At 63.2% G+C, this 25,540-nt stretch carries 23 protein-coding genes; 13 read left to right on the top strand and 10 right to left on the bottom strand.

The window, feature by feature from the left end; translation table 11 throughout:
• Positions 1-163 precede the first annotated feature (163 nt).
• Positions 164-883: an aspartate/glutamate racemase family protein gene (locus tag ACU5AZ_RS16040; RefSeq protein ID WP_446823338.1), complete on the bottom strand. Its 720-nt coding sequence runs from the start codon at positions 881-883 to the stop codon at positions 164-166.
• A 162-nt stretch (positions 884-1,045) separates the two neighbouring features.
• Between ACU5AZ_RS16040 and ACU5AZ_RS16035 the strand changes: the two genes are divergently transcribed.
• Positions 1,046-1,507, top strand: a complete 462-nt coding sequence (locus ACU5AZ_RS16035) for an Lrp/AsnC family transcriptional regulator (RefSeq protein ID WP_446823337.1) — start codon at positions 1,046-1,048, stop codon at positions 1,505-1,507.
• 6 nt (positions 1,508-1,513) lie between these two features.
• Here the strand turns inward: ACU5AZ_RS16035 and ACU5AZ_RS16030 are convergent, their stop codons facing one another.
• From ACU5AZ_RS16030 to ACU5AZ_RS16000, 7 genes are all read right to left on the bottom strand, one after another.
• Positions 1,514-2,413 carry a PfkB family carbohydrate kinase gene (locus tag ACU5AZ_RS16030; protein WP_446823336.1) on the bottom strand — a complete coding sequence of 300 codons (900 nt, stop codon included), beginning with the start codon at positions 2,411-2,413 and terminating at the stop codon, positions 1,514-1,516.
• 141 nt (positions 2,414-2,554) lie between these two features.
• Positions 2,555-4,294, bottom strand: coding sequence for an OFA family MFS transporter (locus ACU5AZ_RS16025; protein ID WP_446823335.1), 1,740 nt, complete (start codon positions 4,292-4,294; stop codon positions 2,555-2,557).
• A 292-nt stretch (positions 4,295-4,586) separates the two neighbouring features.
• Positions 4,587-6,587 (bottom strand): sensor histidine kinase, encoded by a 2,001-nt coding sequence (locus ACU5AZ_RS16020; RefSeq protein ID WP_446823334.1) that lies wholly within the window; start codon positions 6,585-6,587, stop codon positions 4,587-4,589.
• Positions 6,580-7,968, bottom strand: a complete 1,389-nt coding sequence (locus ACU5AZ_RS16015) for a sigma-54-dependent transcriptional regulator (RefSeq protein WP_446823333.1) — start codon at positions 7,966-7,968, stop codon at positions 6,580-6,582. Before ACU5AZ_RS16015 ends, ACU5AZ_RS16020 begins: the two co-directional genes overlap by 8 nt.
• 93 nt (positions 7,969-8,061) lie before the next feature.
• A complete protein-coding gene (locus ACU5AZ_RS16010; RefSeq protein WP_446823332.1) occupies positions 8,062-9,147 on the bottom strand; it encodes an ABC transporter substrate-binding protein in 1,086 nt (361 codons plus the stop codon).
• Positions 9,144-10,556 (bottom strand): sensor histidine kinase, encoded by a 1,413-nt coding sequence (locus ACU5AZ_RS16005; protein ID WP_446823331.1) that lies wholly within the window; start codon positions 10,554-10,556, stop codon positions 9,144-9,146. The genes ACU5AZ_RS16010 and ACU5AZ_RS16005 overlap by 4 nt, the downstream gene beginning before the upstream one ends.
• Positions 10,553-11,236: a response regulator gene (locus ACU5AZ_RS16000; RefSeq protein WP_446823330.1), complete on the bottom strand. Its 684-nt coding sequence runs from the start codon at positions 11,234-11,236 to the stop codon at positions 10,553-10,555. The genes ACU5AZ_RS16005 and ACU5AZ_RS16000 overlap by 4 nt, the downstream gene beginning before the upstream one ends.
• Before the next feature lie 130 nt (positions 11,237-11,366).
• Between ACU5AZ_RS16000 and ACU5AZ_RS15995 the strand changes: the two genes are divergently transcribed.
• The 3 genes from ACU5AZ_RS15995 (at position 11,367) to ACU5AZ_RS15985 (ending at position 14,431) form a co-directional block, all read left to right on the top strand.
• Positions 11,367-12,350 carry a Bug family tripartite tricarboxylate transporter substrate binding protein gene (locus ACU5AZ_RS15995; protein ID WP_446823329.1) on the top strand — a complete coding sequence of 328 codons (984 nt, stop codon included), beginning with the start codon at positions 11,367-11,369 and terminating at the stop codon, positions 12,348-12,350.
• 93 nt (positions 12,351-12,443) lie between these two features.
• Positions 12,444-12,875 carry a tripartite tricarboxylate transporter TctB family protein gene (locus ACU5AZ_RS15990; RefSeq protein ID WP_446823328.1) on the top strand — a complete coding sequence of 144 codons (432 nt, stop codon included), beginning with the start codon at positions 12,444-12,446 and terminating at the stop codon, positions 12,873-12,875.
• Between the two features lie 14 nt (positions 12,876-12,889).
• Entirely contained in the window at positions 12,890-14,431 is a 1,542-nt protein-coding gene (locus ACU5AZ_RS15985; protein WP_446823327.1) for a tripartite tricarboxylate transporter permease, read from the top strand.
• Positions 14,432-14,521: 90 nt separating this feature from the next.
• Here ACU5AZ_RS15985 and ACU5AZ_RS15980 read toward each other — a convergent pair whose 3' ends face one another.
• Positions 14,522-15,859: an MFS transporter gene (locus ACU5AZ_RS15980; protein WP_446823326.1), complete on the bottom strand. Its 1,338-nt coding sequence runs from the start codon at positions 15,857-15,859 to the stop codon at positions 14,522-14,524.
• Positions 15,860-16,213: 354 nt separating this feature from the next.
• Between ACU5AZ_RS15980 and cyoA the strand changes: the two genes are divergently transcribed.
• The 8 genes from cyoA (at position 16,214) to argE (ending at position 23,733) form a co-directional block, all read left to right on the top strand.
• Positions 16,214-17,149, top strand: a complete 936-nt coding sequence (gene cyoA / locus ACU5AZ_RS15975; protein ID WP_446823325.1) for a ubiquinol oxidase subunit II — start codon at positions 16,214-16,216, stop codon at positions 17,147-17,149.
• A gap of 101 nt (positions 17,150-17,250) precedes the next feature.
• Entirely contained in the window at positions 17,251-19,257 is a 2,007-nt protein-coding gene (gene cyoB / locus ACU5AZ_RS15970; RefSeq protein ID WP_446823324.1) for a cytochrome o ubiquinol oxidase subunit I, read from the top strand.
• 3 nt (positions 19,258-19,260) lie between these two features.
• A complete protein-coding gene (gene cyoC / locus ACU5AZ_RS15965) occupies positions 19,261-19,890 on the top strand; it encodes a cytochrome o ubiquinol oxidase subunit III (RefSeq protein WP_446823323.1) in 630 nt (209 codons plus the stop codon).
• Positions 19,890-20,276 (top strand): cytochrome o ubiquinol oxidase subunit IV, encoded by a 387-nt coding sequence (gene cyoD, locus ACU5AZ_RS15960; protein WP_446823322.1) that lies wholly within the window; start codon positions 19,890-19,892, stop codon positions 20,274-20,276. The genes cyoC and cyoD overlap by 1 nt, the downstream gene beginning before the upstream one ends.
• Positions 20,277-20,328: 52 nt before the next feature.
• Positions 20,329-21,093: an SURF1 family protein gene (locus ACU5AZ_RS15955; protein WP_446823321.1), complete on the top strand. Its 765-nt coding sequence runs from the start codon at positions 20,329-20,331 to the stop codon at positions 21,091-21,093.
• Positions 21,094-21,182: 89 nt separating this feature from the next.
• Complete coding sequence (locus ACU5AZ_RS15950) at positions 21,183-22,256, top strand: cation diffusion facilitator family transporter (protein WP_446823320.1); 1,074 nt, start codon at positions 21,183-21,185, stop codon at positions 22,254-22,256.
• The gene (locus tag ACU5AZ_RS15945) at positions 22,253-22,561 is read left to right on the top strand and encodes an ArsR/SmtB family transcription factor (RefSeq protein WP_446823319.1); all 309 of its coding nucleotides are present in this window, start codon (positions 22,253-22,255) and stop codon (positions 22,559-22,561) included. The genes ACU5AZ_RS15950 and ACU5AZ_RS15945 overlap by 4 nt, the downstream gene beginning before the upstream one ends.
• A 47-nt stretch (positions 22,562-22,608) precedes the next feature.
• Positions 22,609-23,733, top strand: a complete 1,125-nt coding sequence (gene argE / locus ACU5AZ_RS15940; RefSeq protein WP_446826024.1) for an acetylornithine deacetylase — start codon at positions 22,609-22,611, stop codon at positions 23,731-23,733.
• Positions 23,734-23,743: 10 nt separating this feature from the next.
• Here the strand turns inward: argE and ACU5AZ_RS15935 are convergent, their stop codons facing one another.
• Positions 23,744-24,202 carry an Lrp/AsnC family transcriptional regulator gene (locus ACU5AZ_RS15935; RefSeq protein WP_446823318.1) on the bottom strand — a complete coding sequence of 153 codons (459 nt, stop codon included), beginning with the start codon at positions 24,200-24,202 and terminating at the stop codon, positions 23,744-23,746.
• A 143-nt stretch (positions 24,203-24,345) separates the two neighbouring features.
• Here ACU5AZ_RS15935 and ACU5AZ_RS15930 point away from each other — a divergent pair, with 143 nt between their 5' ends.
• Entirely contained in the window at positions 24,346-25,536 is a 1,191-nt protein-coding gene (locus tag ACU5AZ_RS15930; RefSeq protein ID WP_446823317.1) for an acetyl-CoA C-acyltransferase, read from the top strand.
• Positions 25,537-25,540 lie beyond the last annotated feature (4 nt).

Raw genomic sequence — 25,540 nt, 5'->3', positions numbered from 1 at the left:
AGCAGGCAGGCGGAGACGGCGCTTTCAATAACCATTCAAATTCATAGACTTGAGACGGGAAAAGGAATCAAAATACGAAAAGAGTCCGCCGGACAAGGCGACCTCCTTAAACCTTTTCATGAACAGCCGCGGACCGAAACCACGCCACCGTTGCGGGCTGAATTCAGGCGACCTTGGCTTGCGGCAGGCTTCCAAGCGCGAACTCGACAGCGGCCGCGGCATGCAGTTCGGTCGAATCGAAAACGGGCAGATCGATATCGTCGGCCGAGATCAGCAGACCGATTTCTGTGCAGCCGAGAATGACGGAGTCGCATCCGGCCGCCCGGCCGTTTTCGATCACATCGAGATAGGCCTGCTTCGAGCGCTCGATCACCTTGCCGCAGCAGAGTTCGTTGAAGATGGTGTCGTGGACGACCGTGCGTCCGGCTTCATCCGGCACGACGGCATCGAGGCCGTAACGCGCCTTCAACCGGTCGCCATAGAAGGACTGTTCCATCGTGTAGCGGGTGGCGAGCAGCAGCGGCTTCTTCGCCCCGGCAGCGACCAGCGCCTCGCCGGTGACGTCGACGATATGGATCAGCGGAATGCCGCAGCCGTCGGCAACCGCGTCAGCAACCAGGTGCATCGTGTTGGTGCAGATCAGCACGCAACCGGCGTCCGCCGCTTCCAGCTTGCGGCCGATGTCGGCCAGGTGGTCGGCCGCCTTGCCCCACTCTCCGGCCTTCTGCCACTTGACGATGCGGTCGAAATCGACAGAGCGCATGACCACATCGGCCGAGTGCAGACCGCCCAGACGGTCACGTACGATCTCGTTGATCAGCCTGTAGTAAACAGCCGTGCTTTCCCAGCTCATGCCGCCGATCAGCCCAATGGTCTTCTGCATTTTCTGCCTCCGTTTCGATCTTCCAGAATCATAACGCCGGTAAAATCGAAAATGCGCTTGATGTTTGCAGAATGATCGCCCATTCACGCCATTAAATTTTGTAATAATGGAAATTTACGCTATTATTTTTCGACATAGCAATTATTAGCAAGAGCGAATTCCATGCTTGACGATCGTGACCGAAAATTATTGCAGGCCCTGCAACAGGACGCCTCGACGCCGGTGGCGGACCTCGCCGATCAGGCGGCGCTTTCGGTCTCCGCCTGCTGGCGGCGTATCCGCAACATGGAGGAAAGCGGCCTGATTGCCCGCCGCGTGGCGCTGGTCGATCGGCGCAAGGCGAATGTGGCGATGACGGTCTTCGTCGGCGTGCGCACGTCCCGGCACTCGATCGAATGGCTGGACAGTTTCCGCCAGGCGATCGCCGACATACCGGAAATCGTCGAAGCCTACCGGCTGACGGGCGAGATGGATTATCTCCTGCGCCTCGTCGTTCCGAGCGTGGATGTCTACGACGCCGTCTACAAGCAGCTGATCTCGCGGCTCGATTTCACCGACGTCTCGTCCTTCATCTCCATGGAGGAGCTGAAGTTCACGACATCCGTGCCGCTCAAATATCTCTAGAGAGGCTCAGCCGCCATGCAGCCGCAGGAAGGCCTCGACCTCTTGACGGTCGGGGCAGCCGCTCTGGCCGCCGAACCGGCTGCATTTGATCGACGCGGCCGCATTGGCAAAACGGATCGCCGTCTCCGTCTCCTGCCCCTCGCCGAGCGCCAGCGCGAATGCGCCGTGCCAGATGTCGCCGGCGCCGAGTGTGTCGACCACATCGACCGCCACCGCCGGCACATGACTGAAGTTCACGCCGTCCAGCACCGTTACACCATTCTCGCCATCGGTGACGCAGAGCCAGGCCTCGAACTCTTTGCGCGCGGCGAGGAGCCCGGCGCGGGCATCCTCCTCGCCGGTCAGATCCCGCAGCCCCTGGATCGAAAAGGCGATGTGCGAGGCAAGCCGCAGCGCCTCGAGCGCATCCCGGACCGGCGCTTCCCCGTCCATGATGCCGGGAACCCCGCGTTCTCGGGCTAGCCGCATCAGCGCCGCCGCTCCTTCCGGCCAGCGGGTATCGGCCACGGTCGCGCCGATCGACGGATGACCGGCATCGAGCAACCATCCGGCATCCGCCGGCAGGTCCCAGTCGCGGTAGTTGACGACCTGCCGCTCACCGGCAGCATCGATCAGGATCGAGGAGTAGGACGACCTGCGCCCCTCGAACCGCCGGGCAAAGCGGCAGTCGATGCCGTTCGCCGTCATGCCCTCCACGACGTGCGCCCCCATCATATCGTCGCCGAGACGGGTGACCGCAAACCCCTGGCCGCCGAGCCGGGTGGCGGCCAGCGCCTGCCCGGCCGCGCCGCCGCCGGTGCTCTGCGCAGCATCCTTTGCCCGGTATTTCTCCGGCTTCGTCGGCATCTCGCCGACACGGAAGATGAAATCCATGCTGGCGAGCCCGGCGCACAGAACATTGACCATGAAACTCTCCCCCGAATGCAAGTCTTGCTCCGCTCTCGCATATCGGCGGTTACCGGGAAAGGGCAGCCGGACACTCGTCAACGAAAAACCCGGACCGGCTTTCGCCGATCCGGGTCGTGTCAGTCAGGATTGTAAGGCAGCTTATTCTGCCGCCTGCTTCACCATGCGTGGCACGTCCTTGGAAGGCACCGTATCGCTTTCCATGTGGTGGTGCGCCGCGACCGGCTTGACCATCATGTTGGCAATCAGTGCGATCACCAGCAACGCGGCCATGGCGTACATGGTCGTGTTGTAAAGGCTCGGCGTCGGGTCGATCGTTCCGGCCGGCGCGATTGCCATCAGGCCGGCCACCGTCACGGTCTTGGCGGCCACCAGCTGGTCGAGCTGGTCGATGCCCGCGCCGAATTTCGCCTGGAAGGCGGCCGGGTCCACCTTGGCGGCGAGCGCCTTGATGGAGCTGGTCAGCGACATGTCACGCAGCTGCGTGATCGCCAGCGGGCCGAGAACGCCCGCCGTGCTCCACGCCGTCAGCAGACGGCCATGGATGCCGCCGACATACTTGGTGCCGAAGATGTCGGCGAGGTAGGCCGGAATGGTGGCGAAGCCGCCGCCATACATCGTGAAGATAATCATCGTGGCCGCGTAGAACATGATCAGCCAAGTCACCGCCGGATTGGCGCTGACCTGCTCTGCCGCAAACGGGATCGACAAATAGAGGATGATTCCGAGTACGAAGAAGCAATGATAAGTGTTCTTGCGGCCGATATAATCCGAGATCGACGCCCAGAAGAAGCGTCCGCACATGTTGAAGACCGAGATCATCAGCACGTAGGTCGCGGCGAAGGCGGAATTGACGATCAGCGGCAGCGTCGTGCCGAAGATTTCCGTCATCATGGTCTTCGCGACCCCGATCACGCCGATGCCGGCGGTCACGTTGAAGCAGAGGACGATCCACAAGAGATAGAACTGCGGGGTCTTCAGCGCCTGGTCGATATGGACGTTGTTCTGGGTGATCATCTTGCGGCTTGCGGAATCCGCCGTCGGCGGGGTCCAGCCGGCCGGACGCCAGCCTTCGCGCGGTACACGGTAGGAGAAGGCCGCAATCATCATCACGAAGAAGTAGACGATGCCGAGGGTGAAGAAGGTGCCGGCAGCACCGGTGTTGCCGGTACCGACCGCATAGACGCCTTCCTGCAGCGGAACGGGAGCCGCAGCCACCTGCTTGGCCGTCGCCACGACGACTTCCACCATCTGGCCGTTGACTTCCGCCAGGCGCTTGCCGCCTTCGGTGGCCAGGTTGACGGCGCCTTCGGCCCCGAGGAACTGCGGCGCCTTGTAGAACACGCCAAGCAACCATTCCTTGATCGGTGCGGCGATCATCGCGCCGCCGCCAAAGCCCATGATGGCCATGCCGGTCGCCATGCCGCGCCGGTCCGGGAACCATCGGATAAGCGTCGACACCGGCGAGACATAGCCGAGACCGAGACCACAGCCGCCGATGACGCCGTAGCCGAGATAGACCAGCCAGAGCTGGTGGGTCATGATGCCGAAGCCGCCGATGATGAAGCCGCCGCCCCAGCAGAGGGCAGCAACGACGCCGACCATGCGCGGGCCGACCTCTTCAAGCCACTTGCCGGCGAAAGCCGCCGCAAGGCCGAGGAAAACGATGGCGACGGAGAAGATCCAGACGACCGACTGCAGGCCCCAATCTTCCGACGCTGCCGCGACGACGCCAAACTGCTTGGTGAGCGGCGGATTGAAGATGCTCCAGGCGTAGACCGAGCCGATACAGAGGTGAATGGCGATCGACGCCGGTGGCACTTTCCACCGGTTGAACCCTTCCCCCGCAACGATGTGTTCTTTCTTCAGGCTGTCAAACACGTCAATTTCCTCCCATGTGTTGACCGCCGGCCAGGTCCCTTTGCCTCGATGCCCGCCCAACCAACCTCCCGGGCGAAACGCCCGCCTTGCCGGTGATGCCGGTCGGTGGGCTGATGCGAATGAACCGGATGTCCGGCATGCCTTGGAAAAGACAAATTCCGTGCCAGTTGCGATTTGTTAAGCATTGCGGGGATTTGCCACGAGCGCAGCCGGTGCCGAACTGGACAAAATGTCCAACCCATCCCGCCGCATGGACATTTTGTCCGGACAGAATGTCCCGCTTCCGGCGCGCTCAGTCGGCCTCGGGCAGGACGATGGTGAAGGTCGTTCCCTTGCCGGGCTCGCTGGCAAGCGACAAATGCCCACCCTGACGCGCGATCAGCGTCTGGCTGATGGAAAGGCCAAGGCCGGTGCCCTCGCTCTTCTTGGTGGAGAAGAACGGGTCGAAGATGCGCGCCTGCGTCGCCTCGTCCATGCCGATGCCAGTATCCTCCACCTCGATCGTCACGCCCGGTCGCCCTTCCTCGCTGCAGTCGAAATCCCGAAGCGTCAGCTCGCCGCCGTCGGGCATGGCATGGATGGCATTGACGATCAGGTTGACCAGCACCTGCTGCAGCTCGGTCCGGTTCATCAGCACGAGCCGCGTAGAGCGGTGATCCTGCCTGACTTCGATCTCGGCCTTGTTCAGGAGATGCTGGACGAGCGGCAGGCAATCGGCGACCACTTCGGCCGGCGAATGGCGCTCGACGGCTCCGGCATATTCCTCCGGCCGCGCGAACTGCAGAAGCTTGGTGACGATCAGGTGGATGCGGTGGATCTGCTCGTCGACGAGATTGATCTCGGTCCGGACGTCGTCGATCTGGCTACCGATCACGGAGCGGATGACATCGAGATTGCCTTGCATCACTGCGACAGGATTGTTGATCTCGTGCGCCACGCCCGCCGTGATTTCGCCGATCGCCGCCAGCTTCTCCGAGACGATCAGCTGCTTGGTCGCCGCCTCCAGCTGGTCGTTGGCAAGCCTGAGTTCGCGGGTGCGATCCTCGACGCGGCTGTTCAACTCCTCGTTCCAGGCCCGCAGTTGCCTGTCGCGCGACTGGATGTCGTCCAGCAGTTCGTCGAGATGCATCGCCACCCGCGAAATCTCGTCCTCGCCGCGCTCCAGTCCCGTGCGGGCGGCGAGATCGCCCTCCTCCACCTTGGCGATCGTCGCCGTCATCCGCTCCAGCGGCAGGAAGATACCGCTCGCCCAGCGCATGAACACCGGCACGCTGATGGCGGCCGCCAACAGGAACGCACCGACCAGAATGGCGACGGTGATGTATTTCGTCTGGCGGAACGGCGCTTCGAGGAAGCCGACATAGAGCATGCCGACCCGCTTGCCGAAACTGTCGACGATCGGCTCATAGGCGGAAATATACCAGTCGTTGACGACGAAGGCGCTGCCGAGCCAGATCGTCCCGTGGTCGAGAACCTCGTCGCGCACGGCGGCCGACACACGCGTGCCGAGCGCCCGTTCGCCCTCGAACAGGCGGACATTGGTGCTGATGCGCACATCGTCGAGGAACAGCGTCGCCGTCCCCTGGCTGCCTTCCGAAAGGCTTGCCTTCTGGTAGACGAGGTCGTTGATCGTATCGATGAAATCAAGGTTGCGGTTCAAAAGCATGCCACCTTCGAGCGCCGCGTGGCGGCCATCGGGCAGGATCACCGGGCTCGCCGAATGAATGACCATACCGCGCGTTTCCGCCCTGCGCTCCGTCGGCACGGCATTGGCTGTGGAGATGAGCTCGATATGCGCCTTGCGCTGCAGCTCAGGCGAGATCGCCGCCAGATCGTCTTCGGAAAAGATATCGACCATGGTCGAGGCCTTGCCGGCAAGCGCCGACGCGACCACCGGCCAGCGATCCGAACGGGCATCACCGCCGCCGACCTCCGTCAGGAACAGGAAGTCGAGCCCCATATCCTTGCGACGCGCTTCGAGCAACGCAGCCAAAGCCGCGCCGTCGGTCTGCTCGGCAGCGATCGTGTCGCGGAACTCCGCCGACTGGCCGAGCGCATCCATCGCGGTCCCGGTCTTGTCGAGCAGGCGGGTGAAATACTGATGCGCGATCGTCAGGTCGCTGTTGACCTTGGCCGTCAGCAGCGCGTCGAACTTGCCGTTCCAGCGCACCATGGCGATGCCGAGCAGCAGCGGCGCGATGAACAGCATCGGCAGGAGCGCAATGGCCAGCAGGCGATAGCGGACGGACCGCGCGACGGGTTCCGGGGCCTTGGACGAGTGGGCCTCAGACATCCCAGGACGCACATTTGCGGTCGATGGTCTTGCGCGAAACGCCAAGGCGCCGTGCCGCCTCCGCCCGGTTGCCGTCGCATTCCTCCAGAACCTTCAGAATGTGCCGGCGCTCCAGCGCTTCCAGCGATTCCCCGTCCCCGCCGGCAAGCGCCGCCTGTCCACGCAAAAGTTCCTGCGGAAAGCGGCCGAGGATCAGCGTCCGCTCGACCATATTGCGCAGTTCGCGGACATTGCCCGGCCAGTCGTAAGCGAGCAGCCCCTCGCGCACCTCCGGCGTGATCGCCACCTCCGGCATGCCGAGCTGCTTCGACAGGCGCTCCATGAACAGTGCGGCGAGTTCTACCACGTCGCCGCCGCGATCCTTCAGCGGCGGCATGGCGATCTGCATGACGTTGATCCGGTAATAGAGATCGGCCCGGAAGCTGCCGGCTTCGACCTTGCGCTCCAGATCGGCATTGGTGGCGAAGACGAAGCGCAGGTCGACGGGGATTTCGCGCTCCGATCCGACCGGACGGATGCGCCGGCTTTCGATCGCCCGCAGAAGCTTGCTCTGGGTCGCCGGCGGCAGTTCCCCGATCTCGTCGAGAAACAGCGTGCCGCCCTGGGCATGGAGAAACAGCCCGTCGCGGGTCGCGGCCGCGCCGGTGAAAGCCCCCTTCACATGGCCGAACAGCTCGGCCTCGATCATCTCGCTCGGAATGGCCGCGCAGTTGACCGGCACGAAGGGCTTGTCCTGGCGGTCGGAAAGCCCATGGATGGAACGGGCGGCGATCTCCTTGCCGGTGCCGGATTCGCCGGTGATCAGGATGGAGGTCGGCAGCGGCGCCACGCGGGCGATCGTATCGCGGATGGCACCGATCTCCGCCGAACTGCCGATCAGCCGGTCACGCAGCAGCCTCTCCTCCGATGCCGCCTTGAGTTCGTATTTCAGCACGAAGTTTTCGCTCTGCAGCCGCATGCGGTCGAGACACCGGGCCACGGCATTCAGGATCTGGTTCGAACGGAACGGCTTCAGCACGAAATCGACCGCGCCGGCCCGAAGCGCCTGGATGACGGTGTCGAGATCGGCGTAAGCCGTCATCAGAATGGCATTGGCAAAAAAGCCGATGCGGCGTTGCTCTGCCAGCCAGTCGACGCCGTTCATGCCGGGCATGATGTTGTCGAGGATGACGACGTCGAAATGCGTCGCGTCGAGCTTGCGCGACGCTTCGGCAGCATCCGCTGCCTCCTCCAGATGTTTGCAGCGCGGCCCCAGCGTTCTGACCAGGAAATTGCGCATCCCCGGCTCGTCGTCGATGATCAGGATGCTGGCCTGGGCAAGCCAGGGGCCGAACTCCGGATCGTTGGGCAACGTGGCGGCTGCCCTCTCCCTTTGCGGCATGGTCCTCTCCTCCCGCTTCAACGGCAGACTATGCAATTTCGCGATGTCAAAAAAGGCATATTGCCGAAATGCCGGAAGAGACTGTGGACGACCTCACCGCGGCGCCAGCGACTGACGCCATTGCTGGATGAAACTCTTCTTCTTCTGCTTGTCGAGCGCCACCAGAAGCGTCGGGTTCAGGCCGATCGTGCGCAACGTCTGTTCGCCGTCCGATGTGAGCTGGCTGAGGACGGCGGGACCGTCGACGGGCGAAAAGAGCTGTGGCGGACCCGCGAGCAGCGCGCGCCCCTCGCTGGACACGAGATAGTCGAGAAACAGGCTCGCGACGCCCGCGGCGCGGGCTTCGCGCGGAATATAGGCCGCCCGCGCCAGCACCAGCGTGTAATCGGAGGGGAAGATGATGCCGATGCGGTCATCGGTCTTCTGGCGGGCAAGCGCATAGGAGCCGAGCACGTTGTAGCCGAACAGCAGCCGGCCGTCGGCGACCCGGTCGAGGATTTCCGACGTGCAGCAGAAGGTCTGCGCCCGGTTGCGGCCAAAACTTTCGATGAGACGCCCCCAGGTGCTCGCCTGCAACGCATCCTCGAAGGCGAAGATGTAGCCGACGCCCGAACGCTCGATGTCGTAAGTCCCGATCCGCCCCTCGAAACGCCCCGGATCGCGCAGGAGGTCGATCAGCGAGAACCGGTCCTGCGGCACCTCGGCGGGCGCAATCCCCGCCTTGTTGTAGACGATCACCGCCGGCTCGAAGGTGACGCCGACAAGTTCGCCCCGCCATTTGGCAAAGTCCGGCAGGCTGGCCGCCGCCGTGCCGCCGATCTTCTGGGCGCAGCCATTGTTGACCTGCTGAACCTGCGCGGCAATCGAGGATGAGATGACGAGGTCGGCGGCAAACTGCTTCTGCTTGCAGGCCGACGCCATGGCTGCATCGAGATATTCGCTGGTGGTCTCGTTGTAGTCGATGGCGATGTCAGGATGATGCTTCTGGAACCCTTCGATCAGCGGCCGGAAGGCCTGCAGGTCGGTGATGCTGGCGATCACCAGCGTCTGTGACGGTTTGCCGGACATCGCCGGAAAATCCGTGTCGGCCGCGCCCGCAGCAGCCGCACTTGTCATGAGCAGACAGCAGACGCCGGCGGCGCGCGACAGGCGTGAGAAGAAGGCGGAAAGCCGGCTCATTGGACTGCCCCCTCATGGTCGACGACGTCGAAGCGCATGCCGATCCAGAAACCGGCCCCGTCGTTGCCGGTGATGATGTCGCCATTATGGGAGACCAGCACCTCGCGCACGATGGCAAGGCCGAGACCGGCGCTTTCCGGCTTGTTTTCGTTGCGGGCGAAGCGCTTGCCGATCTCGGACGGATCGGCGGCGGCAAACCCCTCGCCGTGGTCGGAGACCTTGACGATCGCCTTGCCACCCTCCTGCAGGACGGTGAGGCCGACTGGCGGCTTGCCGTGGGCATAGGCGTTGGCGATCAGGTTCTTGATCGCCTCCTTCAGCGAGAAGGCATCCCCCGTCATCCGCACTTCTTCTTCCGGCAGGTCGAGATCGATCGACGAGTTCTGCTGAAACGAGATGGAGCGGAACTCGCGTTCGGCCTCGAGTGCGACGCGGCGCAGGTCGAGCGGCGTGAGGACGGCGGTGTCGGACCGGTGGGTGACGAGCGCGTGCGAGAGCAGCTGGTCTGTCAGTCTGCCGACGCCGATGGCGCGCGCCCGGATGCGCCGCACCAGCATTTTCAGCCGTTCCGGATCGTCTTCCTCGACGGCGAGTTCCGCCTGCGCGCGGATGGCGGTGATCGGCGTGCGCATCTGGTGGGCCGCGTCGGCGACGAAATCCTGCAGCGCGTGGACGCGCCGCGACAGCCGCTCCATGAAGCGGTTGATGGAGCCGACCAACGCCTCGACCTCGCGCGGCGTCGTGGAGGTGAACGGCGATAGGTCGAGCGGATCGCGGGCGATGATCGCCCGCTCGATCCGGTCCAGCGGCCTGAGCGCAAGCCGCATGGCAAGAATGGCGAGGAAGATGACAGTCACACCGGCAAGGACGACGAGCAGCATGGCGCGCCGGGCAATGCTGCGGGCGAGCGCCGTGCGCGCCTCCGTCGTATGCGCGACGATGATGCCGACCGGCCCGCTGACGCCCTTTTCGGCGAGGTAGCGGGTGAGCATGACGGCCCTGACCGGCGCTCCGGCATAGACGGTCTCATAGGTGACGGGGCGGTTGCTCTTTTGCCGTCCTTCCGGCGGCAGAGGGAAATCGTCATAACCGGTCACCGTTTCGCCGGTCGAATCGAAGATGCGGTAGAAGATCCGGTCGTCCTTCGCGAGCGCCAGAAGCTCGAAGGCCGACAGCGGAATATCCGCCTCGAACTGCCGATTGCTGACCGAGATGCGCTCGGAAATTTGCAGCGCCGCTCCGGTCAGAAGCTGGTCATAGGTTTCGTCCGCCGCCGCCCGCCCATAGCTGTAGGCGGCATAGATTGCGACTGTCGACGCCAGCAGCAGCAGGACGGTCAGAAGCAGGGCCAGACGGGTTGCGACCGACGGGCCGCGCGAGGCCGGGGCGGAAACGGCTGAGATCGTCAAACGGCCTTCCCCTGCACGGTGTCGCGCGCCTGGTAGCCAATGCCGCGCAGCGTACGGATCTCCAGATCGGAGCCCTCCAGCTTGCGCCGCAGCCGGGCGACATAGAGCTCGACGGCATTGGCATTGCTGTTGCTTTCCAGTCCGAACAGCCGCTTCAGGAGCTCCTCCTTCTCCAATACGCGGCCGCGATTGGTGAGGAAGATTTCGAGCAGGATCGTTTCCCGTCGCGTCAGCTCGACCTCGCTGCCGTCGATCGTCAGGGAGCGCTCCGCCATGTCGAAGACGAGGTTGCCGACCGAAATCGACCGGTCGCTCTGCGTGCTGCCGCGCCGGACGATCGCCCGGATGCGCGCTTCCAGCTCGCCGAAATCGAAGGGTTTGACCATGTAGTCGTCGGCGCCGTAGTCGAGCGCGCCGATCTTGTCATTGACGGAAAGCCGCGCGGTCAGGACGAGCACGGGGAAGACGATCCGTTCCTGACGCAGGCGCTTTAAAAAATCGAGGCCCGAGCCGTCCGGCAGGTTCATGTCGAGGATCACCAGATCGTAGTCGTTGGTCACCACGAAATGCCAGGCATCTTCCAGGGTCTGCGCGAGATCGATGACATGGCCGGCATTGCCCAGCCGGCCGGCAATGGCCTCGGCGACATCCAACGTATCTTCAACAAGCAAGAACCGCATCGCGCGGCCTCCCGGGCCCACCAGTAGAGTGACAGGTTAATGACAGCTTTCTCGGCTAGCGTAAACGCCGATCGCGGATTCTGTTCGGAGGCAGATGCCGCGTCGTCCATTCATTCCTGAGGAGGGATTCATGAAAAAACTGATAACGACAACCTTTGCTGCCGTCATGACGGTCGCAACCTTCGCCGCACCGTCTTTCGCTTTTGAGCCGGATGCTCCGGAATGCGTCGCGCCGGCAAACCCGGGCGGCGGCTGGGACTTCACCTGCCGTCAGGTCGGCAAGGCGCTCCAGGACCTCAAGCTGGTCAACGGCACCGTTCAGGTCGCCAACATGGCAGGCGGCGGCGGCGGCGTGGCCTATGCCTTCGTGGTCGGCAAGCGCAACGACGATTCCAACCTGATCGTTGCCGCGTCCTCCGCAACCTCGACCCGTCTTGCCCAGGGCGCGTTCCCGGGCAACACCATGGATCAGGTCCGCTGGGTCGCGTCCGTCGGCGCCGACTATGGCATCATCGCCGTTGCCAAGGATTCGCCGATCAAGACGCTTCCCGAGCTGATGGATAAGATCAAGGCCGATCCGACCAGCGTCGCTGTCGCTGGCGGCTCCGCGGTTGGCGGCTGGGACCACCTGAAGGTTCTGATGGCTGCCAAGAAGGCAGGCGTCACGGACGTTCGCCAGATCAAGTACGTCGCCTTCGATGGCGGCGGTGAAGCCGTGACCCAGCTCCTGGCCGGCAGCGTTCAGGCCTTCACCGGCGACGCGTCCGAAGCCAAGGGCTTCGTCGATTCCGGCGACATCAAGGTCATCGCCGTTCTCGCTCCCGAGCGCCTGGAAGGCGACTTTGCCTCCTTCCCGACCGCCAAGGAACAGGGCATCGACGTGGTGGGCGCCAACTGGCGCGGCTTCTACGCACCGGGCAACATGTCCGACGAAGCCTACAACTACTGGGTCGAGTCGATCGGCAAGGTCTACGATTCCAAGGAATGGAAGGACGTCATGGCCCAGAACGGCCTGGCTCCGCTCGACAAGCGCGGCGCCGACTTCCAGGCATTCGTCCAGGAATCGGTCAACGAGATCACCTCGATTTCCAAGGAAATCGGCCTGATCAAGTAACGCTTTTGGGTAAGTATCAACGGTCCGGGCAGGTCTTTCCTCGCCCGGACTTCTTGTAGGAAGAAACAAGGGAGACATATCGTGGGAGGCAACATGAGCGACCGCGTTCTCGGCGTCGTCGGGCTTCTGCTGGCGGGCTTCTACATCTGGCAGGCGACCCTGATCGAAACCAGCTTCATCACCGATCCGGTGGGCGCCAAGACATTTCCAATCATCGTCGGCATCGTTCTGGCCATCGCCAGCGTCGCCATCTTCTTTCTCCCCGATAGCGATCCCCACTGGCCGGCCATGAGCCGCCTGTTCGAGATCGGCCTGTCGGTCGCCGTGATGATCGCCTACACCTACGCGCTGCCGGAAGCCGGCTTCGTCATCGCGACCATCTTCGCATCGGCCTTCCTCGCCTGGCGTCTCGGCGCCACGCCGCTGGAATCGCTGATCGCCGGCTTCTGCATTTCCGTCGGCATCTACGCCATCTTCCATCTCATCCTTGGCCTCTCGCTCGCCAAGGGACCGTTCGGTTTCTAAGGGGAGGAACAGTCATGGATACCCTATTCGCCCTTGCCGACGGCTTTGCGGTCGCGCTGACCTGGCAGAACCTGCTTCTGGCCCTCATCGGCTGCTTCCTCGGCACCATCATCGGCGCGCTGCCGGGCCTCGGGCCGTCGAACGGCGTCGCCATCCTCATCCCGCTCGCCTTCTCGCTCGGCCTTGGCGCCACCGCCGCGCTGATCCTGCTGACGAGCGTCTACTACGGCGCCATGTATGGCGGCCGCATCTCGTCGATCCTCCTGAACATCCCCGGCGACGAGCCGGCGGTGATGACCACGCTCGACGGCTATCCGATGGCGAAGAACGGACAGGCGGGCGAAGCGCTGGCGCTCTCCGGCATCGCCTCCTTCGTCGGTTCCTTCGTCGCCACCATCGGCCTTGCCTTCCTCGCCCCGCAGCTCGTCAAGCTGGCGCTTTTGTTCGGCCCGGCCGAATACTTCGCCCTCTACGTTCTGGCCTTCGCCACGCTCGGCGGCATTGCCAGCGCCAACCAGGGCAAGGCGGCGTTTGCCGCAGCGCTCGGCATCGGCATCGCCATGGTCGGCGTCGACGGGCAGACGGGCGTGCCGCGCTTCTCCTTCGGCAACGTCCATCTCTATGACGGCATCAACTTCCTGGTCGCCATCGTCGGCCTGTTCGCGCTGTCGGAAGTCTTCATCTTCCTCGAGCACCGCAACGAGGCGACCGACGGCAATCCGGACAGCAAGGTCAAGATCGGCCGCATGCTGCCGTCCTGGGCGATGCTGAAGGGCTGTTTCGGCGCCATCTCGCGCTCGACCGTCGTCGGCTTCCTGGCCGGCGTCCTGCCGGGTGCCGGCGCCTCGCTCGGCTCCTTCATGGCCTATGGCCTGGAGAAGAAGATCTCCGACAAGGACAAGACCTTCGGCAAGGGCGATCCGCGCGGCGTCGCGGCCCCCGAGGCCGGCAACAATGCCGCTGCCGGCGGCGCGCTGGTGCCGATGCTGGCGCTCGGCGTTCCCGGCTCCGGCACCACCGCGGTGCTGCTCGCCATGCTGATGGCGCTCAACATCACCCCCGGCCCGCTGCTGTTCACCAAGAACCCGGACGTCGTCTGGGGACTGATCGCGGCGCTGATCATCGCCAACGTCATGCTCCTGGCGCTCAACATCCCGCTGGTCGGCATCTTCGTGCGCATCCTGATGATCCCGACGAAGTACCTGATGCCGGCGGTCGCGATGATCTCCTTCGTCGGCATCTACGGCATCTCCGGCTCGACCTTCGACCTGATGGTCATGATCCTGTTCGGCGTGCTCGGCTGGGTGCTGCGCAAGCTCGACGTGCCGCTGGTGCCCGTCATCATGGGGGTCCTGCTCGGCAACGCCATGGAGGTCAACCTGAGGCGCGCCATGACCATCTCCAACGGCGACTGGTCGGCGCTCGGCGCCTCGCCGCTGTCGATCTCGATCTGGACCCTCGCCGTCGCCGGCTTCGTCCTGCCGATCATCGCCGGCAAATACCTCCGCCGTGCAAAGCCGACGGTCCCGGAAGTCGCCGAAACCGAAGCCGACTGAGGCTTCGTCCCTCGACCATCACAAACAGAAAGGGCACCGGAACGTTCCGGTGCCCTTTCCCATTCAACGCTTCAATGAAGCGTAGTCCAATTAGTCGTCGGCTGTTTCCACCGTCTTGCTGAAGTAGAGCGCCACCAGCGTACAGATCGCACCCGACAGCAGGTAGATGCCGACATAGGCGATGCCGAAGGCTTGGGCGACGCTGAGCGCGACCAGCGGCGCGAAACCGGCACCGATGAGCCAGGCGAGGTTCGACGTCAGCGCGGCACCCGAATAGCGATAGACCCGGCCGAAACGGGACGCCGCAGCGCCGGCAGCCTGTCCAAAGGAAAGGCCGAGAAGCGCAAAGCCGATCAAAACGAAGGCATCCTGGCCACTGCGGCCCATGTCGAGCAGGATCGGTGCGGTCAAGCTGAAGATGGCGATCAGCACGGCCGAGACCGTCAGCTGGCCACGGCGGCCGATCTTGTCGGCCAGCATGCCGGACAGGATGATCGTGCCGATACAGATGCAGGCGCCCAACATTTCGACCAGCAGGAAGCTGTGGACCGGGTGATCCGAGTAAAGCGTGATCCAGCTCAGCGGAAACACCGTGACGAGGTGGAACATGGCAAAGCTGGCGAGCGGGATGAAGGTGCCGATCACCACGTCCACGCCGCGATTGCGGATGAGGTCGATGGTCTTCACCGGCATCAGTTCGGCCCGCTCCAGCAGCTCGCCGAATTCACGGGTAGCCACCAGCCGCAGACGGGCAAACAGCGCCACGACGTTGATCGCGAAGGCGACGAAGAACGGATAGCGCCATCCCCATTCGAGGAAGTCTTCCGTCTTCAGGGCGAGCACGAAATAGGTGAACAGGCCGGCGGCCAGCAGGAAGCCGAGCGGTGCGCCGAGCTGCGGCATCATCGCATACCAGCCGCGACGGTTGTTCGGCGCGTTCAGCGCGAGCAGCGAGGCCAGACCGTCCCAGGCGCCGCCGAGCGCAAAGCCCTGGCCGAGGCGCAGCACGATCAGCATGGCCGCCGCCCAGTAGCCGATTTCGGCATAGCCCGGCAGGAAGCTCATCGCCGCAGTCGAACCGCCAAGCACGAAGAGCGCGATGATCAGCTTCGTTCCACGGCCGTAGAGGCGGTCGATGATGGTGAAGACGATCGTGCCGACCGGGCGGGCGATGAAGGCCAGCGAGAAGATCGCGAACGACAGGAGGATGCCCTCAAGCGGCTGGAAATTCGGAAAGAAATGCGACGGGAAGACGAGTACCGACGCAATCGCATAAATGAAGAAATCGAAGAATTCCGACGACCGACCCAAGATCACGCCAAGCGCGATCTTGCCGGCATCCGTTCCGCGATCGGCATGCATACCGCGCGCGTCTCGCTCCAGTCCGGCGGAATTCGGATGATCGCTGATCTGACCTGCAACACTCATTAATTAACTCCTCCAAGCTTCATCGAGCTTTGATTCTCCGCCGGCCGGCCCAAGGGCCCTCGGCCTGCGATTCCGCTCCTCGCCCGCCAAATATGCGCGCGAGGGCTGCCTGCGTCAAATGGACCTGTATGAAAGGCCCCCGCGCCGCGTGAGCCCGGTTGCCATAGATCCCGCCTTTTTGTTGGCGCATTCTTGTCGAATTTTTGCTGCACTGCGTCACATCACCTCATAGGCATTTTGATCTGGATCATTTACCGGCTCGTACCCAAGAGGAGTGGGGGAAAGAAAGACAACGCTACGCAAGGGATAACCGTGAAGAAAATTTGGAGATTTGGAGCTGCGTCCCTCCTTTGCATGATGCTTGCCTCATGCAACTGGGTCGTCATGGCGCCCTCCGGCGATATCGCCAACCAGCAACGCGACCTGATCGTCATCGCAACGATTCTGATGCTGTTGATCGTCGTGCCCGTCATTGCTCTCACGCTGATATTCGCTTGGCGTTACCGCCAATCGAACAAATCCGCCCGCTACGAACCCGACTGGGATCATTCCACGGGCCTCGAAGTCGTCATCTGGGCAGCGCCATTGGCAATCATCATTGCGCTCGGTGCAATCACCTGGATCAGCACGCATACTCTCGACCCCTATCGCCCGCTCGACCGGATTGCCGAGGACAAGGCACTTGATCCGAACGTCAAGCCGCTGACCGTGGAGGTCGTGGCTCTCGACTGGAAGTGGCTGTTCTTCTATCCCGATTACGGCATCGCCACAGTCAATGAACTCGCGGCCCCCGTCGATGTTCCGATCAATTTCAAGATCACCTCCGCCTCGGTCATGAATTCCTTCTACGTGCCGGCGCTGGCAGGTCAGATCTACGCCATGGCCGGCATGGAGACGAAGCTGCACGCCGTCATCAACAAGGTCGGCGACTATGAGGGCCTTTCGGCGAACTATTCCGGCGCCGGCTTCTCGCATATGCGCTTCAAGTTTCTCGGTCTCGATCAGGCCGGCTTTGACGACTGGGTCGCCAAGGTCAAGGCCAGCGATGACAGCCTGACCCGCGCGGCTTATCTCGATCTGGCCAAGCCCAGCGAGAAGGAACCGGCCCGCTACTACGCCAGTGCCGACACAGACCTCTACGGCAAGATCCTCGACATGTGCGCGGATCCGTCCGAGACCTGCATGAGCGAAATGGCGATGATCGACGCCGGGCTGGTCTGCCGGGCACCCGACGGCCTGCTTGAGAAAGCGGCGCTCGACGAAAAGAAAGCGATCCGCCCCGAGGGATGATCCGCCTCCGCTGCTGCGGCTTCGCCTCTGCGCGAAGCCGGACCCGGCGCCAGAAGCGCCGGACGCATTGACAGTTAGAAAGAAAACTCAAAGGAAATCCGATGTTTTCCGATCCGGATTTGATGAAATTCCTCTTTGGCAAGCTAACGCTTGACGCCATTCCCTACCACGAGCCGATCCTCGTCGCGACCTTTGCCGTCGTGGCGCTCGGCGGTGCCGCGGTGCTTGGTGCCCTGACCTATTTCCGCCTGTGGGGCTACCTCTGGAACGAATGGTTCACCTCGATCGACCACAAGAAGATCGGCATCATGTACATCGTGCTCGCCGTCATCATGCTGCTGCGCGGCTTCGCCGACGCGCTGATGATGCGCCTGCAGCAGGCGATCGCCTTCAACGGTTCGGACGGCTACCTGCCGCCGCACCACTACGACCAGGTCTTCACGGCCCATGGCGTGATCATGATCTTCTTCGTGGCCATGCCCTTCGTCACCGGCCTGATGAACTTCGTCGTGCCGCTGCAGATCGGCGCCCGCGACGTCTCCTTCCCCTTCCTCAACAACTTCTCCTTCTGGATGACGGTCGCCGGCGCGGTGATCGTGATGATCTCGCTGTTCATCGGCGAGTTCGCCAAAACCGGCTGGCTTGCCTATCCGCCGCTCTCCGGCATCATCCACAGTCCGGACGTGGGGGTCGATTATTACATATGGGGCCTGCAGGTGGCGGGCATCGGGACGTTGCTATCGGGCGTCAACCTGATCGTGACCATCCTGAAGATGCGCGCGCCCGGCATGTCGATGATGAAGATGCCGGTCTTCACCTGGACCTCCTTCTGCACCAACGTGCTGATCGTCGCCGCCTTCCCGGTCCTGACCGCCGTGCTCGCCATGCTGACGCTGGACCGTTACGTCGGCACGCACTTCTTCACCAATGCCGACGGCGGCAACGCCATGCTCTACGTCAACCTGATCTGGATCTGGGGCCACCCGGAAGTCTACATCCTGATCCTGCCGCTGTTCGGCGTCTTCTCCGAAGTCGTCGCAACCTTCTCCGGCAAACGGCTGTTCGGCTACACCTCGATGGTCTATGCGACGGTGGTCATCACCATCCTCTCCTACATCGTCTGGCTGCACCACTTCTTCACCATGGGCTCAGGCGCCTCGGTCAATGCCTTCTTCGGCATCACGACCATGATCATCTCGATCCCGACGGGGGCGAAGATGTTCAACTGGCTCTTCACCATGTATCACGGCCGCATCCGCTATGAAGTGCCGATGCTCTGGACGATCGGCTTCATGGTGACCTTCGTCATTGGCGGCATGTCGGGCGTCCTGCTCGCCGTCCCGCCGGCCGACTTCGTGCTGCACAACTCGCTGTTCCTGATCGCCCACTTCCATAACGTGATCATCGGCGGCGTCGTGTTCGGCGTCTTCGCCGGCATCAACTTCTGGTTCCCGAAGGCCTTCGGCTTCAAGCTCGATGCCTTCTGGGGCAAGATGTCCTTCTGGTTCTGGCTGATCGGCTTCTACTTCGCCTTCATGCCGCTCTACGTGCTGGGCCTGATGGGCGTGACGCGCCGCGTGAGCCAGTTCGAGGATCCGTCGCTGCAGATCTGGTTCCAGATCGCCGCATTCGGCGCCTTCCTGATCCTGCTCGGCATCCTGTCCTTCCTCGTCCAGCTCTACGTTTCCTTCAAGAACCGCGAAGCGCTGAAGGACGAGACCGGTGATCCGTGGAACGGCCGTACGCTGGAATGGTCGACCTCGTCGCCGCCGCCGGCCTACAACTACGCCTTCACGCCGATCGTCTACGATCACGACGCATGGTGGTTCATGAAGAGGCACGGCTACACGCGGCCGCAGGAAGGCTTCATCCCGATCCACATGCCGAAGAACACTCCGACGGGTATCATCCTCGGCGGCCTCAGCATCGCCTTCGGCTTCGCCATGGTCTGGCACATCTGGTGGCTGGCGGTCGTCTCCTTCGTGGCGATCCTCGGCGTCACCATCGTCCACACCTTCAACTACAAGCGCGACTACTACATCCCCGCGGAAGACGTGGTTCGCGTCGAGGCCGAGCGCACACGCAAGCTCGCTGCGCTGGAGACCTGACCCATGACGGATACTGCAATGGAAAAGCACCCGGCGAACGGCGAAAGCTACGCCTTCTACACGACCGAAGAGCATCATTCGGAAAACGGCACCGCGATCGGCTTCTGGATCTACCTGATGAGCGACTGCCTCATCTTCGCGATGCTGTTTGCGAGCTACGCCGTTCTCGGCCACAGCTATGCCGGCGGCCCGAACCCGAAGGAAATCTTCGAGCTGCCGCTGGTGGCGGTCAACACCGCCATGCTGCTGTTCTCGTCGATCACCTACGGCGTCGCCATGCTGGAGATGGAAAAGGGCAACCGCAACGGCGTGCTCGGCTGGCTGGCGATCACCGGCCTGTTCGGCCTCGCCTTCCTGTGCATCGAGCTCTACGAGTTCTCGACCCTGATCCATGAAGGCGCAGGCCCAGGCCGCAGCGCCTTCCTGTCGGCCTTCTTCACGCTCGTCGGCACCCACGGCCTGCACGTCACCTCCGGCCTCGTCTGGATGGTCGTGCTCATGCTGCAGGTCGCCAAACACGGGCTGATCGCCGACAACAAGCGCCGCCTGATGTGCCTGTCGATGTTCTGGCACTTCCTCGACGTCATCTGGATCGGCGTCTTCTCCTTCGTCTATCTCATGGGAGTTCTCTGATGAGCGCCGAACACCACGCCGGCCATCACGGCCACGACCATCACGAAACCCATGCCAGCCATGGCACGCTGAAGTCCTACCTGACCGGCTTCATCCTCTCGGTCATCCTGACGGCCATCCCTTTCTGGCTGGTCATGGGCGACGTCATCGGCGACCGCATGGTCACCGCCACGCTGATCATGGCGCTCGGTCTCGTCCAGATCGTCGTCCACATGATCTACTTCCTGCACATGGACACGAAGTCGCAGGGCGGCTGGACCATGATGGCGCTGATCTTCACCGTCATCCTCGTCCTGATCGCGCTCTCCGGATCACTGTGGGTCATGCATCACCTGAATGCGAACATGATGCCGCAGATGGAAGACATGATTAAGCAGTTGCCCTGAGGGCAGACGGGAGCGGCCCTGCGGGGCCGCTTCGCACATATGGGATAGAAAGATGAAGCATGCCGTGCAGAGCCAAGCGCCGAAACCCATCAGCGCCCGCAAATGGCTGACCGTCGGCTTCCTGACGCTCTTCTTCTTCTCCGTCTTCACGGCGCTCGGCACCTGGCAGGTCCAGCGGCTTTACTGGAAGCTCGATCTGATCGCCCGCGTCGACGCAAGGGTGCATGCGCCCGCTGCCGCTGTTCCGGCGAAAGCCGACTGGCCGTCCGTCACCGCCGAGAAGGACGAATATCGCCACGTCACGGTGAGCGGACGCTTCCTGAACGACAAGGAAGCACTGGTCTATGCCTCGACGGAACGCGGTCCCGGCTACTGGGTCATGACCCCGCTTGAGGAGAGCGACGGCTCCATCGTCTTCGTCAATCGCGGCTTCGTGCCCCTCGACCGCAAGGACCGGGCGAGCCGCATGGAGGGCGAGCCGGACGGCAATGTCACCGTCACCGGCCTAATGCGCATGAACGAGCCGAAGGGCACGCTGCTGCGTTCCAATGCCCCTGAGGACGACCGCTGGTATTCGCGCGATGTCGGGGCCATGGCGGCATCCCGCGATCTCGGGGACGCGGCCCCCTTCTTCATCGATGCCGATGCGACGCCCAATCCCGGCGGACTGCCGATCGGCGGCCTCACCGTCGTCCAATTCCGCAACAGCCATCTCTCCTACGCCATAACCTGGTACGTCATGGCGCTCATGTCTTTTGCGGGCGGCTACATCGCGCTTCGCTATCGGCGCAAGCCGGATGGCGTCGAGGAAGACTAAAAGCCCTTGGCTCGAACATCTCACATTTACATATGAACAATTTTTCATATGATGCATTTGAGTAATGATTGAGTCTTGAGGAGCAGGCCATGGCCGCGCACGACCACGCACACCAGACGCCGGACGGAAAGCATGACCACGCCCATTCCGGCGGCCATAGCCACGCACCGAGCGTCAACAACAACAATGAACGTGCCGTGCTATTGGGCTTCCTCCTCACCTTCGGCTTCATGATCGCCGAGGCTGCCGGCGGCCTCCTTTCGGGTTCGCTGGCCCTGATCGCCGATGCGGGTCACATGCTGACGGACTCCGCCGCCCTGGCTCTCGCCTGGGCCGGTTTCTACTTCGGCAGAAAGTCGGGAGACAACAAGCGCACCTTCGGCTACATGCGTTTTGAAGTGCTCGCTGGCTTCATCAATGCGATGGCGCTGATCCTGCTGGTTGTCTGGATCGCCTATGAGGCGGTCATGCGGCTCCTCTCGCCCTCCTCCGTGCTTGCCGGCCCGATGTTCGTGATTGCCGTCCTCGGGCTCCTCGTCAATATCGCTGTCTTCATGATGCTGATGAAGGGCGACAGCGACCATGTGAACATCAAGGGCGCGATGCTGCACGTGCTCGGCGACCTGCTCGGCTCGGTGGCCGCCATCGTCGCCGCCATCGTCATCTACTTCACCGGCTGGATGCCGATCGACCCGATCCTGTCGCTGCTACTCTCCGCCCTCGTGCTGCGTAGCGCCTGGGTTCTCCTGAAGAATTCGCTCAATATCCTGATGGAAGGGTCGCCGCACGGCGCCAATCCCGAAGCGATGCGGTCTCATCTCTGCAAATCGGTCGAGGGCATCGCCGACGTCCACCACATCCACGTCTGGTCGATCACCTCCGGCCAGACCACCGCGACCATGGAAATCACCCTTGCCGATGGCGCCGACCCGGCCGGCACCCAGCAGCGGCTGAAATCGGAACTCGCGGCCGAATACGACATCCGTCATTCGACGATCGAAATCGACTGGGACGGCAGACGGAACACGTGCCCAATCAATGGTCAGGGCGGCGGCAAAAAGCAGCAGGACGCCACGGGGCAGGATCATGCAGGGCACGATCACGCCGGTCATGACCATTCGGGCCACGATCACGGGCACGCCGCGGGAGGGCATTCGCATTGACGACCGCAACACCCGATGACGCCGACATCACCATCATCGCCGAAACCTTCCGCCTGCTCGGCGACCAGACGCGCCTGCGCATCCTGCTATGCTGTCTGAACGAACCGATGTCGGTCGGCGACATCGCCGCCCGCGTCGGCGCATCCCAGTCGCTGGTCAGCCACAATCTCCGCCTGCTCCGGGCCGCCCGCCTGGTGCGCAGCGAACGGCGTGCCAAGCAGGTCTTCTACGAGGCCGCAGACCAGCATGTCCGCCACATGCTGGCCGACATCACCGAACACGCCGCCGAGGAGGCGGAGGAATAGCCGCATCCGACTACGTGCCGGACCACCAACACGAATAGAGAATGACAATGACCCCCGCCGATATCCTCGAACGCCTGATTGCCTTCCCCTCCGTCGTCGGAACGCCGAACGGCGAGATCGTCGCCTGGATTGCCGACTATCTGGAGCAGATCGGCGCCAAGGTCACGTTGATACCCGGCCCAGAGGGCGATCGTTCGAACCTGTTTGCGACGCTCGGCCCCGCCGATCAACCAGGCTATATTCTCTCCGGCCACATGGACGTGGTGCCGGCGGGAGAACCGGACTGGACCTCCGACCCGTTTGCCATGCGCCGGGACGGCGATCATCTCTTCGGCCGCGGCACCAGCGACATGAAGGGTTTTCTGGCCACCGTCCTGGCCGCCGCACCCGAGTTCGCCAAACGGGAGCTGAAGCAGCCCATCCACATCGCCTTCTCCTATGACGAGGAAGCCGGCTGCCGCGGCGTGCCGCACATGATCGCGAAGATCCCGGATCTCTGCGCCACGCCGCTTGGCGCCATCATCGGCGAGCCGAGCGGTATGCGCGCCGTCAGGGCCCACAAGGGCAAGGCGGCCGCACGCATTACGCTGAAGGGTCTCGCGGGCCATTCGTCGCGCCCCGATCTTGGCCGCAACGCCATCCATGCCATGGCAAACGTCCTGAACGCGACGATCGCGCAGGCGGCAAACCTGGCGACCGGTCCCTTCGACGAAGCCTTCCAGCCGCCCTACTCCTCCATGCAGGCCGGCACCATCTCAGGCGGCCAGGCGCTCAACATCATCCCCGAGGAAGCCGTCATGCAGGTCGAGGCGCGCGCCATCACCGGCGTCGATCCGGCCGGGCTGCTGACGCCGGTCAAGCAAGCGGCGGAAGCGCTGGCGAAAGACGGTTATGATGTGGAGTGGACGGAGCTGAATGCCTATCCGGCCCTCTCCCTTCCCGCCGATGCGCCGCTCAAAAGTCTCGTGGAAGAGCTCAGCGGCAACGAAAGCCTCGCCGCCGTCAGCTACGGCACAGAGGCGGGACTGTTCCAGCAGGCCGGCATCGACGCCATGATCTGCGGTCCCGGCGACATTGGCCGCGCCCACAAGCCGGACGAATATGTGCTGATCAGCGAGCTCGAAGCCTGCCTGACGATGATCCGCGCGCTCGGCGATCGCTGCGCCGCCTGACGGTTGGCGATCAGGCGGGAAAGGCCGACCGCCGCACGAAGGTCTTGATGGCAAAATTCGACTGGATGCGCGCCACCCCCGGCGCCGCCGTCAGGATATCGAGCAGCCGCTGGTAGTGTTCCAGATCGCGCACCATGGCATGCAGCAGATAGTCGGAATTGCCGCTCGTCTGATAGCCGCCGACGACCTCGGGGATTTCGGCCACGCAACTCTCGAAGGCCAGAAGCACGTCCTTGGTCTGGCGCTCCAGCGTGACGGAAATGAAGACGCCGAGCGTGCCGAGCATCCGCCCTTCGTCGAGCAGTGCGGCATAGCCCTGAATGGCGCCGCTCTCCTCCAGCTTGCGCACCCGCCTGAGCGTCGGCGAGAAGGACAGGCCGATGCGTGCGGCGAGATCGCGCCAGCTGATGCGCCCCTCCTCGCTCAGAACCTTGAGAATCTTTCGGTCGAAGCCGTCGAGATCGTCCATCTAGATCATATGATCCAACAAAATCAGAAATGATGGATCAAAGCTATCACTATAACTGTATTGGTCAATCGAAATAGCGATGAAACGCGCCCAGAAGAGTGCTATTATCCAATACATCAAATCAGTTTCATTGGGAGGTGAAAATGGCAACGGAAGATCCGGTCGTGATCGTCGGCTCCGCCCGCACCGCCATCGGCGGCCTGCAGGGACAGTTTGCCGGCACCAGCGCGCCAGAACTCGGCGCCAGCGCGATCCGCGCCGCCCTGGAACACGGCAATGTTTCCGCCGATACGATCGACGAAGTCATCTTCGGCTGCGTGCTGCCGGCCGGTCTCGGTCAGGCGCCGGCCCGTCAAGCGGCCATTGCCGCCGGCATTCCCTACGCATCGGGTGCAACCACCATCAACAAGATGTGCGGCTCCGGCATGAAGGCCGCCATGCTCGCCCATGACCTGATCGCGGCGGGCTCGGCCACCGCTTGCGTTGCCGGCGGCATGGAAAGCATGACCAATGCCCCCTACCTCTTGGAAAAAGCCCGCAGCGGCTACCGCCTCGGCCATGGTCGCATCATCGATCACATGTTCCTCGACGGGCTGGAGGACGCCTATGACAAGGGCCGGCTGATGGGCACCTTTGCCGAGGACTGCGCCGAGGCCTACCAGTTCACCCGCGAGATGCAGGACGACTACGCCATCGCCTCGCTGGACCGCGCGCAAAAGGCCATCGCCCACGGCCTGTTCGAACACGAGATCGTTCCGGTCACTGTGCGCAATGGCAGGAGCGAAACGCTCGTCGCCATAGACGAACAGCCGGGCAAGGCGAAGCCCGAAAAGATCCCGACCCTCAAGCCGGCCTTCCGCGACGGCGGCACGGTGACGGCGGCCAATTCCAGCTCCATTTCCGACGGCGCGGCCGCCCTCGTTTTGATGCGGCGGTCGGAGGCGGACCGCCGCGGCCTGACGCCGCTTGCCGTGATCCGTGGCCACGCAACCCATTCGCAGGCCCCCGCTCAATTCGCCACGGCCCCGATCGGCGCTCTGGAAAAGCTGTCCGCGAAGACCGGCTGGGGCCTGAAGGATGTCGATCTGTTCGAGATCAACGAAGCCTTCGCGGTTGTCGCCATGGCCGCGATGCGTGACCTTGACCTGCCGCATGACAAGGTCAACGTCCATGGCGGCGCCTGCGCGCTCGGCCATCCGATCGGTGCCTCCGGTGCTCGCATCATCGTGACCCTGCTGGCGGCGATGGAGCGCTATGATGTTAGACGCGGCATGGCGGCGGTCTGCATCGGCGGCGGCGAGGCAACCGCCATCGCGATCGAACGCCCGCGATAAAAAG

The sequence above is a fragment of the Rhizobium sp. PAMB 3182 genome, assembly GCF_052908355.1.
Note: the sequence above shows the minus strand (reverse complement) of the source record. Positions and strands in the feature narration are given on the sequence as shown.

Coding starts and splice junctions, on each gene's coding strand:
- ACU5AZ_RS16040 (WP_446823338.1), bottom strand. CDS start 883: ATGCAGAAGACCATTGGGCTGATCGGCGGCATGAGCTGGGAAAGCACG.
- ACU5AZ_RS16035 (WP_446823337.1), top strand. CDS start 1,046: ATGCTTGACGATCGTGACCGAAAATTATTGCAGGCCCTGCAACAGGAC.
- ACU5AZ_RS16030 (WP_446823336.1), bottom strand. CDS start 2,413: ATGGTCAATGTTCTGTGCGCCGGGCTCGCCAGCATGGATTTCATCTTC.
- ACU5AZ_RS16020 (WP_446823334.1), bottom strand. CDS start 6,587: ATGTCTGAGGCCCACTCGTCCAAGGCCCCGGAACCCGTCGCGCGGTCC.
- ACU5AZ_RS16015 (WP_446823333.1), bottom strand. CDS start 7,968: ATGCCGCAAAGGGAGAGGGCAGCCGCCACGTTGCCCAACGATCCGGAG.
- ACU5AZ_RS16010 (WP_446823332.1), bottom strand. CDS start 9,147: ATGAGCCGGCTTTCCGCCTTCTTCTCACGCCTGTCGCGCGCCGCCGGC.
- ACU5AZ_RS16000 (WP_446823330.1), bottom strand. CDS start 11,236: ATGCGGTTCTTGCTTGTTGAAGATACGTTGGATGTCGCCGAGGCCATT.
- ACU5AZ_RS15995 (WP_446823329.1), top strand. CDS start 11,367: ATGAAAAAACTGATAACGACAACCTTTGCTGCCGTCATGACGGTCGCA.
- ACU5AZ_RS15990 (WP_446823328.1), top strand. CDS start 12,444: ATGAGCGACCGCGTTCTCGGCGTCGTCGGGCTTCTGCTGGCGGGCTTC.
- ACU5AZ_RS15985 (WP_446823327.1), top strand. CDS start 12,890: ATGGATACCCTATTCGCCCTTGCCGACGGCTTTGCGGTCGCGCTGACC.
- ACU5AZ_RS15980 (WP_446823326.1), bottom strand. CDS start 15,859: ATGAGTGTTGCAGGTCAGATCAGCGATCATCCGAATTCCGCCGGACTG.
- cyoA (WP_446823325.1), top strand. CDS start 16,214: ATGATGCTTGCCTCATGCAACTGGGTCGTCATGGCGCCCTCCGGCGAT.
- cyoB (WP_446823324.1), top strand. CDS start 17,251: ATGTTTTCCGATCCGGATTTGATGAAATTCCTCTTTGGCAAGCTAACG.
- cyoC (WP_446823323.1), top strand. CDS start 19,261: ATGACGGATACTGCAATGGAAAAGCACCCGGCGAACGGCGAAAGCTAC.
- cyoD (WP_446823322.1), top strand. CDS start 19,890: ATGAGCGCCGAACACCACGCCGGCCATCACGGCCACGACCATCACGAA.
- ACU5AZ_RS15955 (WP_446823321.1), top strand. CDS start 20,329: ATGAAGCATGCCGTGCAGAGCCAAGCGCCGAAACCCATCAGCGCCCGC.
- ACU5AZ_RS15950 (WP_446823320.1), top strand. CDS start 21,183: ATGGCCGCGCACGACCACGCACACCAGACGCCGGACGGAAAGCATGAC.
- argE (WP_446826024.1), top strand. CDS start 22,609: ATGACCCCCGCCGATATCCTCGAACGCCTGATTGCCTTCCCCTCCGTC.
- ACU5AZ_RS15935 (WP_446823318.1), bottom strand. CDS start 24,202: ATGGACGATCTCGACGGCTTCGACCGAAAGATTCTCAAGGTTCTGAGC.
- ACU5AZ_RS15930 (WP_446823317.1), top strand. CDS start 24,346: ATGGCAACGGAAGATCCGGTCGTGATCGTCGGCTCCGCCCGCACCGCC.